This window comes from Muribacter muris (genome assembly GCF_004569585.1).
GTDB lineage: Bacteria > Pseudomonadota > Gammaproteobacteria > Enterobacterales > Pasteurellaceae > Muribacter > Muribacter muris.
Genome location: NZ_SPPA01000003.1, coordinates 44,833 through 58,660, shown reverse-complemented (window position 1 = coordinate 58,660; position 13,828 = coordinate 44,833). Strand labels below are relative to the sequence as shown.

The window sequence follows — 13,828 nt, the reverse complement described above, 5'->3', positions numbered from 1 at the left end:
TTGATGATCCGGTATTTTACACATCAAGGCTTTGCTCTTTCCTGTAAAAACTTAATCAACACTTGCACTCTTTTGGCATTTTGACTTTTAGGCGGGTAATACAAATACAATGGTTGAAACGTCTGCCAGTGCGGTTTAAGAATCGGTAGCAGATCAATTTTGCTTTCTATTCTTTCATATTGCGGTTCAAAAATCCGCCCTACACCGAAGCCTTGACAAATAGCATCAATCATCATTTCGCTGTCGTTGATAATCAGCGACATTGGCATTTCAATGAGCTGCGGTTGTTCGTTTACCATTAGCGTCAGCGGATGTAAGCGGTTGGCGGTAATCAAACGGTAGCCGATAAGCTGATGCTGGGCAAGTTCCGCAACCGTTTTTGGTGTGCCATATTGTTGAGCATATTTAGGCGAGATAAACAAACCTTCTCGGATTTCACCCGTCAATTTGTGCGCTACCATACCGTCTTCCAAGCTATTGCCAAATCGAATGCCGAGATCAAACCGTTCTTCAATCAAATTCACAGCGGCATTATTGATAGAAATATCTAGCAAAATATGCGGATAATGTCGGCGAAATTCCGCATAAATCGGCTGAATAATCAGTGAAAATGCCACTTGCGACACCGTAATCCGCACTGTGCCTGTAGGAATTTGAGCGGGTATTTTGGCTTTTTCAAACGCAGCAGTAAGAATTTCCACCGCTTCGCTGGTTTGCGCTAGTAGCTGAATGCCCGTCTCTGTGAGTTGGATTTTACGTGTGCTACGCTGAAATAATGGCACACCCAATCTTTTTTCTAATTGTTGTAATGCTTTACTGACCGCTGGCACCGAAATCCCTAACGCTCTCGCACAAGCGGAAATCGAACCTTCTCGAGCAATAGTTTGGAAAATCAAAAGTTGTCCATATTCGGTACCATTCATTCTATTTTTAACCTCTGGTTAATTGTTTTATAACTCATTACAATCTATTCAATTAAAAATTAAAAAGTATAATAGCTATCAGATTTAATTCAATAGCCAAACAGAGGAAAATGACAATTTCCGCATTTGACTTTTTTAAACGCAATGCAATCTTACCAAACAAACTTTAACAGTTTATTGAACAAAGCCAAATTAGGAAATCGTATAAGCCGTCATTCAAGAGGCTTACTTTTTGCTTAGCCAATGAGCTTTGGACAATATGGATTTATTCGTCTCAAACCGAGTGGAAAATTCGTGCTTATTAACAAAGCAGCTTCTATTTACTGACACAGCGATTGATGCCCCTGCTGATGAAAACTCGTCGTCATTGGCGAACAAGTCGCTTCACATTAGCTCGTTAATTCAAATTCAATTTAGCTATGCGTGTAATGATTGCAGTAATATGATTTTGCACAGATTTGATAGACCAACGTTGGTAGTTTCAGATAAACATCGCAACCATTTCTTACATTTGAAATTACCGCAAAAACTTGCTGCCAAGCTAACGGCATTTTTAGAAAAATAAGGAGTAGAAAATGTTAAAACTTTTCACATTACCTGGCAAAGGCACTATCCACAGTTCATCGCCTTTTGCTTGGAAAATTGAAGCCTTATTGCGTTTAACAGGGGCTGACTTTGAAAAAGAATACGTGGCGGATTTCAGTCAAATGCCGAAAGGCAAAGTGCCAGTATTGCAAGATGGCGAAGAACTCATCGCCGACAGCCACTTTATTTCAGCATATTTACAAGCAAAATACCGTGTGAATTTAGACCACACTTTAAGTGTAGAGCAAAAGGCTATCGGACATGCTTTTTCACGTATGGCGGAAGAACATCTTTATTGGTCAGGCGTGTACAACCGCTTTATTGATCCGATTGGAAAAACGTTCATTATTCAGGCTATGTTTGACGGTATGCCGTCTGAGCAAGCAGAAGAAATTTTTACAGCACTTCAAAGTAAAGTAATGAGCCAAATGCAAGGACACGGCATTGGTTTGCATAATTTAGCAGAAGTTTACCAATTGGCTTCTGCAGATTTAGATGCAATCAGTGATTATTTGGGCGAGAAAAATTATCTGTTTGGTGACGAAATCACCTCTGCCGATGTAGCGATTGTACCGGTGGTTGCCAGCTTAATTCAAACCCCGATTGAAACCAAAATAGCACAATATGCGCGTAGTAAAGCGAATTTAGTAGCTTATGTTGAACGTTTTGATAAGTCTGTGTTTGATAAATAAATCAATTTCATACCAGCTGAACACTATTTTTTATTTTTTAAAGAGGAAAGAAAAATGACTTCTACTTGTAAAATTGCCTATCAAGGACAACTCCGTATGAAAACTACCCATTTAGCAAATGGACAAACAATTATTACCGATGCAGGCAAAAATGTTGGAGGTAAAGGTGAAAATATTTCACCTGCCGATTTACTCACTAGCACGCTAGCTTCTTGCGCAATGACTATTATGGCACTTCGTGCTGAACAATTGGGGGCAGATTTTTCAGGCTGTTATGCGGAAACAAGCAAAGAGGTAGATATGCAACAATTCCGAGTTACTAAAATTTGTATCAATTTCCATCTAAAGGCAGAATTTAGTGCAGAAGTACGCAATGCAGTAGAAAGTGCTAGCCGAGAATTATGTATTGTTGGACGTAGCTTAAACGCAGATTTAATACAAAAATTTGAATTTATCTATGAATAGAGTTCAAACAGTCTGAAATAATCGTAATGAGGAAAGATATGAAAAAAACATTATTAGCTATTGCATTAGGATTATCTATGATGACCACTTATGCCCATACTCAAGAGCAGTACCCCGGTTTTGAAACTATCCACCAACACGGCAAATTAGAACAAAAACGAGTTGAACTAGCCCCCAATGTATATGCTTTCACGGGCTATAGTTCGTCAAACTTTGCTGCAATTAAAAGCAAGAACGGCTATATTTTGATTGATACAGGTGATGATTTGCCTCGTGTTCGTCAAGCGTTACAAGAAATCAAACAGTTAATTCCGGGCAAATTGCAAGCGATTTTACTTACCCACAGTCACCCAGACCACCGCCGTGGTGCAGAAGTATTTTTAGCGGACGCTGACGGTGATATACCGATTTACGCCCATCACGATCTAGGTGGTGAGCAAAAACCGTTAAAGGGCCTGGAAAATGTGGTTAAAAACCGTACCAGCAAGCAGTTTGGTGAAGAAATCCCTGACGAGCTTTACCCTGAAAATTTCGTCATTCCACGTTTCAAAAATGGTGAAACCGGTAAAACATTAGCCCAACCAAACCACAAAATCCAAGACGGTAAAACTGAACTGAAAATTGATGGCGTTAAATTTGAGATCACCACCGTGGCAGGCGAAAGCCCAGATCATTTGGCAATTTATCTGCCCGAACAAAAAGTGCTGCTTACCGGCGATCACGTATACGGTTTAATGCCGAATATGTATCCGATTCGCGGCGGGCTTTATCGTGATATTGAACGTTGGGCAAATACCGTACGCGAGTTAGCGAAGTTCGATGCCGTTGCAGTAATGCCGGGGCATAATGATGTGCTTATCGGCAAAGAGACTTTCCAAAAACGATTCAACCAACACGCTGAAGCTATGGAATATGTGTATAACGAAACTATCAAAGGTATGAACGAAGGCAAAACACCGAATCAACTTGCCGCGGAAATACGCTTACCGGAGCATTTACAAAAAGTACAAAATTTAGCCGATTACTATGGTGCTATTCCTTGGGCGGTCAAAGAAATCTTTGCGGCAAAATTGGGGTGGTTTGACGGCAATCCGACTAATCTTGTGCCTTTAACGGATAAAGAAGAAGCTGAACGTATGGCTAGATTGGCAGGCGGTAAAGCGAAATTGACCGAATTAGCACAGAAAGCATTAAATGAAAAAGATTATCGTTGGGCGGCAAAACTCACTGATTACCGCTTAGCATTAAGCGATGATAAAGCTACCCGCTTAATCAAAGCCCAAGCATTGGAAGGTATTGCGGGAAATATTCTGCCTATGTCGGGTAAAACATATTTAATTCAGTCCGCAATTGAATTGAAAAAATAAGTCAAAGTACAATCGGATTTCTGCAAAATTTTGCAGAGAAACGCTCTCTTACCATCACAATAAAAAGTGAGAGTTTCCTGCTTAGAATACAATAGCAACCTGGCTTGATGAACAAGCGGAAAAGATTAAGTTCAAATTAATCTGACAGGCACTATAATTTCAAACGGGCTTCAGATTCGCTTTGATCTTCTACTATTGATATGAAGGAGCTTTCAATCCCATTTTGCAAATTTTCCGATTAGACAGACCGCTTGCTAATGCAAGCGGTCTTTTCATTAAGGGATTTTACCGACTAGAACAGATAACTTAACTGTGCGCCAATCTGTGTCCGTTTCAACTTCCCTTTTGCGACACCGTTTCGGTGGCTGGCATTCAGGCTTAGTTTTACATTCGGGCTAAAGGCATATTCGGCTTCACCTTTAAATAGTACCGCACTACCTAACCGTCCTTGCTTAAAGGTTTGCTGCTGATTAGCAATAAGGGTCGCCGAGCCTTGATGTTCAATATTATGCTCGTAGAACATACCGGCTTTAAGGCGTAATTTATCCAAATCAAGATTGAAGTAACTCCCTGCTAACGCTGTAAAACTACGATATGGTGTGAAATCTGCCTGCCAATTTTGTGCAAGATGATCCTGTGCCGCCATAGTCAACTGCTGGTAGCCTACCCCCACAACGGGAGTAAGGCTGAATTGCCCGAACGGTACCCGATAGCCTAACTCACTACGCAAACTAAACTGTTTACCTTTCACTTTCGCACTCTCTTTGCTCTCTTGTGCCGAGATTTTACCGCTGTGCCAATGATAATCGAGGTAGCTGTTAATCACTCCGTTTTGCCCCCATTGATTGTGTAAGCCCAACAATAAGGAGGTCGTTTTATAACTGGCTTGGCTCTCACCGTCTGCGGCATTTGGCGTTACTTTTTGTTTACTAAAGCCCACCCCTGCGTGAAGTTCGCTACGCTCGCCAAGCGGTAAATAGCCACCAAACAACGTACTGTTTTGTTCGGCTTTGAAGCCGAAACCGTAGTCATTAAAGGCGAGATCCGACTGATAACGTGAGTTGCTATGTAGCTGATTAACGTAAAATCCTTTTTTATTCTCTGCCCAAAGGTTTTGCATAAACTGTTGTTGTAACACATTACCTTGTGCCACCATCGCTGTTTTTGCCACCAAATAAGACGGCATTCGTGATTTTAATTTGACACGAGCCTCAGCAGTATTGTCAATTTGTGGAGGTTGTGCCGTATTAACCGATGGTTTTTCCTCTGTTTTATCTGCAATATTTACCCTATTTTCGGTATTCGGTTGAGAGACGGTCGGTTTATCATTGCGAGAAGCGTTTTCACTCGGCTTGTTCTCAACATTTGCCGTTTCATCAATATTTGGTTGAGAAACAGTCGGTTGATCGCCAGCGGTCGGATTGTCGTTCGGGTGCTCTCCACTCACCGGCGGCTTAGGCTGCTCGGTATGGTTTTCGTCCGTTTGATCAGGCTGATTACCTTGCTCAATCGGTTGCTCGACATAAGCAATTATTGGACTCACTTTTGTGCCGTCCTCACGAACTAACGCCGTTTGCAGACGGTAATCATAATAATCTGAATTATGCTCACCGAAGCCATTACTTGCCGCATCACTCATTCGTTTATCGACACTGACTAAGGCAAAATCAAAGAGATCATTCGGGTCATTTGCTATCGTTTCACCGAGTTCAAACTGCCCAAGTTTACCCTGTCCTTTCACTTGTACAAGGGAGATACCTTCATCGGCATCATATTGTCCATTGCCGTTAGTATCGGAAAACCCTTTCTTACTGCCGTGGAGTTTGAGATCAACCGGAATGGCTTTCTCCGTATTGAGATTACCCCAAATCAAGAGCTGATCGTGTTGCCAATTCTTCATCTCATCTTGCGTATTCGCCACGCCTAACGCCACTTTAGCGCCAAGATTATCAACATCATTAAAGTGTAAGGTGTGTGGTGTAAAGGTTTCGGCAAAGGCACTTGGTGCGATACGGCTGCCTTCCTCCCACGTTGCCGGTGCAGTGATGCGACCATTACCGCCGAGGGTAGTATCGGTTGCCAGCCTGAAATGGCTACCGCCTAATGTGCCGTTTAACGCTACCGAACCGCCATTGATATGGCTGACGCCGGTATGCCGATAATTTCCCGATAATGCCAAATGACCTTCGCCCTGTTTAAAGAGGTTACCTGCACCCGTTACTGTTGCATCAAGGCGTGCAGCTTGATCTTTCTCACTATCAATCACTAAATTAGCATCTTGTTCTAATACCGCATTTTTCAGACTAACGTCGGTATTATTAACCAAATAAGCCATTGCGCCGGTACGGACGGTTAAATCGTTGGCTTGATGCTGACTGTCAGGGGCATAAACAATCGCACCGCTTTTCACATCAACAATATTCAACACACTATTGCCAGCCAATGCAAGGCTAGACACCGCGGTATTCGGGTGATAGGTGAGATCCAAAGCGCCTTTTTCATCGCCCATTTTACCCAGTATCGCCCGATGCCCGCCTAAGCGGTAGGTGAGTTTTGTCGGACTATCGCTATGATTAACGATATGTCCGTTAATCACATCAGCTCTTAACCCCGTATTTTCGTTATTCTGCTCGGCAAGTTCTAACGATTGCCCATTCACATCTAACGTACCTTGCTCCAAATAAATTTGACTTAAATTTATTTGATCAGCACTGCCCAAACGCACTGTACCGTGCTGGTTGACCAAGACGGCAGCAAAGGCTTGTTTTTCACCCTGCTCGTTGGCTTGCTGATTGAGAGTTGCAATGCCCTCATCTACAACTAAACGCCCGTTATTGATGCCTGCACCGACTTTGACCATTTCACCGTCGCCGATTTTATAAAAGGTTTCCTCTTGCTCTGTTTGGTAGGAAAAATCTTTATTTTCCGGTGCTCGGCTATCACGGTAAATGATGTTATCTTTCCAAAGTAGTTCTTGTAAATTCAAGCGAACAAACGCAATATCTCTCGCAGCTCCGTTTGCATCATCTTCATATAACAAGCCGATTTCGCCGTTTGGTAACTCTGTCAAGCTACTATAAGCGTATCGATCCGGTGAAATAGTTGTGTTGTATTTCCACTCAATTGAGCCGTCTTCTTGTACTTCGCCCAGCCATACTTTACCGTTAGATCGGCGTTGGCTGTTATGATTAGTATTGTGCGGATTAGACAAAATAACATATTCCTTGCCGTTAATCCGCTTAGAGTATTTAATTACGGAAAGCTGGGTATAAGGTTCAAGTATTACCGGATCAATTTCAACATCCGGTAACCAAGTGTAACCGCCGTCCTTACTGGTAGCGATAAAGACATTACCTTTAAGGCTACGGGCAAAGAGTTTAACATCGCCATTACCCAATTCGATTACTTGGGATTCGGTAATGATATGGCTATTATCATTAAGTAATCGAGAGCCGCCTGCTTGAGCAAAAATTCGGTCGTTCGGCGACTCGCCCCTTTCCCACGTCTCCCCGCCGTCACGGCTAATAATCACCGCAGACGATTGTGAAGGACCGCCGTGAGTATTGGTATAGTAAATCGGCATCACTAAATTGCCGTTCTTTAACTGAATCCCAGACCCTGGACCAGTACCGATAAATCGCATCCAGTCGGCTTTGACTTGCGGTGTAATATCTTTCGGGTTAGACCACGTTTGCCCGTCATCATCACTGTATGTCAGCCATAGGGAAGCGGTCTTTTTCGCTTTGAGCGGTGCAGAATCGTTACCTTCCCAATTTGTGAGTAAAAAGATGTTACCCAAACGCTGATCGCCTTGATACAAATCCCCTAAATCTTTAAAGGCTCGCTGCGGATCGCCTTCAACCACAACACGATAATCGGTCGGTTGATTTGCTTCGTTATAGACGATCCCGTTTTCCCGCACAGTAAACTGATTATTTTGAGCATCTAACAACACGCGGTAAGACTTACCGTTAATCTCCTTATAGCCCGTACCTTCACCTTCAAGGGAGTTGATGCCGAAGAAACCACGGGTTTCAGGGAACATATCTACCAGCATAAATACCCGTCCGGAGTTTTTATCCTGCACCATTAACGGATCGATTAAAAATGCCGAATTTTCATTACCGTACGGCTGCTCGGCAAGATCAATAATCACCTTGTCCTCTTGCCAAGTTTTGCCCCCGTCCGTACTACGGCGAATCACCGTATCAATATTGCCCCAGTCAGCAGAATGTTGATGACGTTTATCTACCGCTGCAATGGTAACGCCGTTTTTAGTGGTGAGAAGTGATGGAATACGGTAATTCTCTGCACCGCCTTGCCCGCTAACAAATAACGACTGTTTCTCTGCTCTGAGTGCACCGAATGCCTCACCACGCCCTAAACGCTCCGTATGAGTCGCCAAAATCGCCTGATGCTTCGCTTTCACTTGCTCGGCGGTCAATACCTCTTTCGTTAAATCCGCATAATAAATATTACTGATAGTGCGCCAATCTTTTATATCATTACGCTCGGTTCTACCTAAGAAAGCACTATTTAGCCCCGGAATATCGGCGAAAAATTTAGACGCCGAGTGCGTTTTCACCTTTTCGCCGTCCACATAAATAGTAATTTGCTGATTATCCTTATCAAAGGTATAAGTTAAGGTTCTGAAATCCGTATGATTAGCCGGTAAAGTAACGCGAAGATCTGAATTGTTAATTAAATTGCCACCGTTACGAAGCTCTATTCCAAAAGTATCCGTGCCGTTTGCCCGGTTTACATAAAAGCTGGCATATTGTGTCGCAGATTCACTATTGGAAACGCCTAAAAAAGTCATAAAACCTAATGTGGAACTCACCCGCAAGGTAATAGAACCATTTTCCAAATTAAACAGATTTTGCGATTTAAATTTATCGGTCAGATCGATAGGATAAAGGAAGTTTGAATTTTTCTCGTATTGAAATCCATAATTATCTGGCTGGCTGGCTGGCTGGCTGGCTGGCTGGCTGGCTGGCTGGGAAGTATTTTGCGCCATACCCTGCCCACTTAGCAATGCCGAAATACATAAGGCGAGTGCCGTTTTTTTCATTGAAACTGTTTTCATAACCTTTCCTCTTATTATTGGTCAATCATCGACTAAATGTAGTATCACTTCATTATTAAGTAAAATAGTGGAGTGTTATTTTGCGAACTAGCTCACAAATTTGCCCCTTTTCACTAAAAAAATACAAATTTTTAACCGATTAAAAAAATTCCTTTCCGACACTCCAAAATTTATTTGCCTGTTTCAGCCAAAAAAAGACCGCTTGTGATTACACAAGCGGTCTTTTTTATGCTCTTTTTTACAAGGGCTAAATCAGGCTTTTTGCGACCACGGCGCGACTTTCAGCAGCATTAGCATACCCGGTATGCCGACAAAGAAGCAGATCCAGAAAAATTGGGTATAGCCGAAATTTTCGACCAACACGCCGGAGAATGCCCCGAAGATTTTACTTGGGATCGCCGATAAGCTGGTAAAGATTGCAAGTTGCGTTGCGGTGTAAAGCGGATTGGTCTCTTTTGCCATAAATGCGACAAATGCCGCAGTCCCTAGCCCTACGCCGATGTACTCACCGATGATGACGGTCGTCAGGACAAATAATTCATACGCGCCGATAGTGTCAAAATGCCCGTGGCTTGCCATCCATACAAAGCCTAAAATGGTGATTAACTGTACAAACCCAAACAACCAAAGCGAACGGTTAATCCCAAGCCGGATCATCATTACCCCGCCAATCATTCCGGAAATAATCGATGCCCACAGTGAGTTCAGTTTTACCACTGTGCCGACATCACTTTTACTAAAGCCCATATCCAAAATAAATTTGGTTTGTAACGATGTGGCAAGCGAATCACCAAATTTATACATAAAGATAAACAAAATCAGCCCTAAGCCTGCCGCCACGCCTTTACGTCCGAAAAATTCTTTAAACGGTAAGGTGAACGCTTTATAAAACGGCACGGAGCGGTCGATGGTCGGCACTTTGGGTTCGGTACTTAAAAACAGCGAAAGCACCAGCCCCGGTAGCATAAAGAGGGCGGTGAATAAAAATACGCTATCCCACGGCAGGCTGTCTGCTAATACCAACGAGACACCGCCCGGAATTAAGCCGGCGATCCGATACGCATTAACGTGCACGGAATTGCCCAAACCTAATTCCGCATCGCTTAAAATTTCCCGCCGATAAGCATCAATCACAATATCTTGTACCGCCGAAAACACTGCGACTGCGGTTGAGATCACCGCAACGGTTTGAATTTCCTGAGCCGGATCAAACTGCCCTAATAATACAAGCAACCCCAACAAACCGATTTGGGTGATAAACATCCAACTGCGGCGGCGACCGAGAAAATTCGGGTAATAGCGGTCGAGTAACGGGGAAATCATAAATTTCCACGTATAAGGAAAACCGATCAGCGTAAAAAAGCCAATGGTTTTAATATCGACTTGGCTGGAGGTCAGCCACGCCGGCACAAGTTGGAATAACACATACAGCGGTAAACCGGAGCTAAAGCCGGTAAAAATACACAACAGCATATTTTTAGTGAAAATTTGCTGCCAAATCGAAGGGGTTGCTTGCTCGTTCATACGCTATCCTTTATAACCGTTAGGGTTATTTTTTTGCCAATGCCAAGTGTCTTTCATCATCTGGGTGAGATCACGTTCGGTTTTCCAGCCCAACTGCTCAAGGGCTTTTTTCGGGTCAGAATAACAGACGGCAATATCACCCGCACGGCGTTCAACCAATTTATAGGCAACCTTGATCCCATTCGCCTGTTCAAAGGCGTTTACCATATCCAGCACGGAATAGCCCGTGCCCGTGCCTAAATTATAGACGTGGTAACCGGCGTCATTTTGGTGGCGTTCCAACGCTTTTAAATGCCCAAGGGCAAGATCGACAACGTGGATATAATCCCGCACGCCAGTGCCGTCGTGTGTGTCATAATCACTGCCGAACACGGAAAGCTGCGATAATTTGCCCACAGCGACTTGGCTGATATACGGCAATAAGTTATTCGGAATACCGTTAGGATCTTCGCCAATCAGACCGCTTGCGTGTGCACCGACCGGATTAAAATAGCGTAAAATCACCGCACTTAATTGCGGATAGGCTTTTACCGTATCGTCTAAAATCCGCTCCACCATATATTTTGACGTGCCGTACGGGTTGGTTGTCCCGCCCACCGCACAAGATTCAGTAATCGGGATTTGTTGCGGGTCGCCGTAAACGGTCGCTGACGAACTGAACACAATATTCTGCACGCCGGCTTTGAGCATCTCTTCCACTAGCACCAGCGAGCCGGTTACGTTATTTTGATAATAGTGCAACGGTTTCTGCACACTCTCACCCACCGCTTTTAAGCCGGCGAAGTGAATCACCGCGTCAATCGGATGCTCGCCAAAAATACGGCGTAACAGCTCACGATCGAGAATATCCCCGTGATAAAACGGCACGCTTTTGCCGGTAATCTGTTCAACACGTTGCAACGATACCGGCGAAGAATTGGATAAGTTATCCAATACCACCACTTCACGCCCTGCGTTTAATAATTCGACAACGGTATGAGAGCCGATATAGCCCGCACCGCCGGTTACTAAAATAGTCATTTTTTATCCTCTTTGCTGAAATTTCCTAGCATTGTGTAACTATTGCACAAAATACGAGGTTAATCAAACCTTAGACACACCTGCATATGCCCTATCTCAGAGTGAGATTCTTGAGTTTGGACGCACGCAACCGCCTTCGTACTTATGGTGCAATCATTATCTTGAAATATCTATTTTTGTGCCTTTACACTCTTATTACAAAAAATGCGCCTAATCTAACCGCTTGTTTAGACGATCGGTAATTGTAATTGCTGAAAAAGCTGCCGTTTTTCCACCTCACTTAGCGAGCGGTATTCACCACTTTCTAACGGGTGAAGCCGAAAGTTCCCCATTCCGACTCGGATCAAACGCAAGGTAGGAAAGCCGATATACGCGGTCATTCGTCTCACTTGGCGGTTACGTCCTTCGGTAATCGTCAGCGACAACCACGATGTCGGGATCGTTTTGCGCTCCCGAATTTTCGGCGCACTTGCCCAATTAAACTGCGGATCACTAATAACCTCGACCTTAGCGGGCTTAGTCAGACCGTCTTTCAACATTACACCTTGTCGGAGCTTGGCTAAATCGGCGTCCTGCGGCTCGCCCTCCACCTGCACCCAGTACGTTTTTGCTTTCTCAAAGCGGGGGTGAGCAAGACGATGCTGAATTTCGCCGTGATTGGTCAGGAGCAGTAAGCCTTCGCTATCCCGATCTAACCGCCCGACCGGATAAATGTGCGGAATATCAATAAAATCTTTTAACGTGCAGCGATGTTGATCATCGCTGAATTGGGTCAGCACATCATAAGGTTTATTAAATAGCACCAACACCGTTTCGGCGAAAGACGGCGCGGCTTTTTTCGGTCTGCGCCGCACTAGCGGGGGCGAAAATTTGCGATTTCTGTTCATCATAAAAAAATGCCGACACCCTGTCGGCACGTCCGTTTATAATTTAACCGGTTCGATAATCTCGCTTGGGTAGCAACCAAGCACTTTGGTGTAACTGGTTACCGCTTTAAGATCGGCTAACGCCTGCTGTGTATTGGCGCAGTGGATATTCGCTTCTAGCTCGACATAAAACATTTCCTCCCACGGTTTACCGTAAATCGGGCGGGATTCCAATTTCACCATTCGGATACCGTGGGTTTTAAACACCATTAACGCATCAACTAATGCACCGGCTTGTTGAGTGGTAGTCATTAACAGCAACGTTTTTGTCTGCACCTGCGGCGATACCTTTACTTGCTGCTTAGCCACCACAATAAAACGGGTAATGTTGTTTTCTTGGTTGGCAATATCGCTCGCTAAAACGGCTAACCCGTATAATTGCCCGCCGTCTTGATTGCCTAAAGCGACACAATTCGGTTTATTGAGGCGGGCAACCATCTGCATTGCGTGAGAGCTGCTTTCACAATAGCGGATATGCACTTTATCTAAACCTTGAATAAATTGGCTGCATTGGGAAGCGGGCTGCGGGTGGGTGTAGATCGTGTCAATCTCCGTCAAAGCGACATTTTCCACCCCTAACACGCAATGTTTAATCGGGTATGCTAACTCACCGACCAGCGAGAGATCCGTGTGTTGTAGCAGATCGTACACTTCATTGATCGAACCGGACGTGGTATTTTCCAACGGCAACACGCCATAATCCGCTTCACCGTTTTTAACTTTGTCAAACACATCGTCAAAGGAAGCACAGCTTAATTCCGTAATTGATTGCGGATACTGTTTCACAAATTGGCGGGCGGCAAAGTGAGAGTAAGAACCCCGCATTCCCAAAAAGGCGACACTGACGCATTGCTCTTTCATTTGGTTCAGTTTATTTTGCAAATAATTCTGCTGGGTTAATACCGAGTCTTCGATAATACGTTGAAATATTTGCGTGATATAGTCGGGATCAAGCTGATAATTTTCCGCCTCGGCAAAATTCACCAATTCTTGCAACAGTTGCTTTTCGCGTGCCACATCACGCAGCGGTTTTTGGCTGATTTCCTTGCTGCGCACCACATCAAACGCCAAACGATGACGCTCGGACAACAGTTTCAATAAATGGCGATCCAACTGGGTAATCCGTTGGCGAATATCGGTAAGATCCAATGACATCACACTTCCTCAATCATAATCAATGCACCAAATTCTAACGATTTAGGCAGGAAAAGAAAAGCAAAACGAGAGCCGAAGCCCCCGT

The 13,828-nt window shown here is 44.0% G+C and carries 9 protein-coding genes; 3 read left to right on the top strand and 6 right to left on the bottom strand.

What is annotated here, in order from left to right; translation table 11 throughout:
- Window positions 1-23 precede the first annotated feature (23 nt).
- Window positions 24-923 (bottom strand): LysR family transcriptional regulator, encoded by a 900-nt coding sequence (locus tag E4T80_RS01960; protein WP_135054462.1) that lies wholly within the window; start codon window positions 921-923, stop codon window positions 24-26.
- A gap of 575 nt (window positions 924-1,498) precedes the next feature.
- Here E4T80_RS01960 and E4T80_RS01955 point away from each other — a divergent pair.
- The 3 genes from E4T80_RS01955 to E4T80_RS01945 are packed head-to-tail and all read left to right on the top strand — an operon-like array spanning window position 1,499 to window position 4,032.
- The gene (locus E4T80_RS01955) at window positions 1,499-2,200 is read left to right on the top strand and encodes a glutathione S-transferase family protein (protein ID WP_135054460.1); all 702 of its coding nucleotides are present in this window, start codon (window positions 1,499-1,501) and stop codon (window positions 2,198-2,200) included.
- 54 nt (window positions 2,201-2,254) lie between these two features.
- A complete protein-coding gene (locus tag E4T80_RS01950) occupies window positions 2,255-2,665 on the top strand; it encodes an OsmC family protein (RefSeq protein ID WP_135054458.1) in 411 nt (136 codons plus the stop codon).
- A 38-nt stretch (window positions 2,666-2,703) separates the two neighbouring features.
- Window positions 2,704-4,032: an alkyl/aryl-sulfatase gene (locus E4T80_RS01945; protein ID WP_167740680.1), complete on the top strand. Its 1,329-nt coding sequence runs from the start codon at window positions 2,704-2,706 to the stop codon at window positions 4,030-4,032.
- 292 nt (window positions 4,033-4,324) lie between these two features.
- On the opposite strand, the gene E4T80_RS01940 is transcribed toward E4T80_RS01945, so the two are convergent.
- The 5 genes from E4T80_RS01940 to E4T80_RS01920 all read right to left on the bottom strand — a co-directional run bounded on the left by E4T80_RS01940 (window position 4,325) and on the right by E4T80_RS01920 (window position 13,743).
- The gene (locus E4T80_RS01940; RefSeq protein ID WP_135054454.1) at window positions 4,325-9,118 is read right to left on the bottom strand and encodes an exo-alpha-sialidase; all 4,794 of its coding nucleotides are present in this window, start codon (window positions 9,116-9,118) and stop codon (window positions 4,325-4,327) included.
- 252 nt (window positions 9,119-9,370) lie between these two features.
- The gene (locus E4T80_RS01935) at window positions 9,371-10,642 is read right to left on the bottom strand and encodes an AmpG family muropeptide MFS transporter (protein WP_135054452.1); all 1,272 of its coding nucleotides are present in this window, start codon (window positions 10,640-10,642) and stop codon (window positions 9,371-9,373) included.
- A gap of 3 nt (window positions 10,643-10,645) precedes the next feature.
- Window positions 10,646-11,662, bottom strand: a complete 1,017-nt coding sequence (galE, locus tag E4T80_RS01930; RefSeq protein ID WP_135054450.1) for a UDP-glucose 4-epimerase GalE — start codon at window positions 11,660-11,662, stop codon at window positions 10,646-10,648.
- Between the two features lie 227 nt (window positions 11,663-11,889).
- Window positions 11,890-12,549, bottom strand: a complete 660-nt coding sequence (locus E4T80_RS01925) for a pseudouridine synthase (RefSeq protein WP_135054609.1) — start codon at window positions 12,547-12,549, stop codon at window positions 11,890-11,892.
- A 36-nt stretch (window positions 12,550-12,585) separates the two neighbouring features.
- A complete protein-coding gene (locus E4T80_RS01920; RefSeq protein WP_135054448.1) occupies window positions 12,586-13,743 on the bottom strand; it encodes a chorismate mutase in 1,158 nt (385 codons plus the stop codon).
- Window positions 13,744-13,828 lie beyond the last annotated feature (85 nt).

Excerpts from the sequence above, each read along its gene's own strand:
- E4T80_RS01960 (WP_135054462.1), bottom strand. The coding sequence starts at position 923 with ATGAATGGTACCGAATATGGACAACTTTTGATTTTCCAAACTATTGCT.
- E4T80_RS01955 (WP_135054460.1), top strand. The coding sequence starts at position 1,499 with ATGTTAAAACTTTTCACATTACCTGGCAAAGGCACTATCCACAGTTCA.
- E4T80_RS01950 (WP_135054458.1), top strand. The coding sequence starts at position 2,255 with ATGACTTCTACTTGTAAAATTGCCTATCAAGGACAACTCCGTATGAAA.
- E4T80_RS01945 (WP_167740680.1), top strand. The coding sequence starts at position 2,704 with ATGAAAAAAACATTATTAGCTATTGCATTAGGATTATCTATGATGACC.
- E4T80_RS01940 (WP_135054454.1), bottom strand. The coding sequence starts at position 9,118 with ATGAAAACAGTTTCAATGAAAAAAACGGCACTCGCCTTATGTATTTCG.
- E4T80_RS01935 (WP_135054452.1), bottom strand. The coding sequence starts at position 10,642 with ATGAACGAGCAAGCAACCCCTTCGATTTGGCAGCAAATTTTCACTAAA.
- galE (WP_135054450.1), bottom strand. The coding sequence starts at position 11,662 with ATGACTATTTTAGTAACCGGCGGTGCGGGCTATATCGGCTCTCATACC.
- E4T80_RS01925 (WP_135054609.1), bottom strand. The coding sequence starts at position 12,549 with ATGAACAGAAATCGCAAATTTTCGCCCCCGCTAGTGCGGCGCAGACCG.
- E4T80_RS01920 (WP_135054448.1), bottom strand. The coding sequence starts at position 13,743 with ATGTCATTGGATCTTACCGATATTCGCCAACGGATTACCCAGTTGGAT.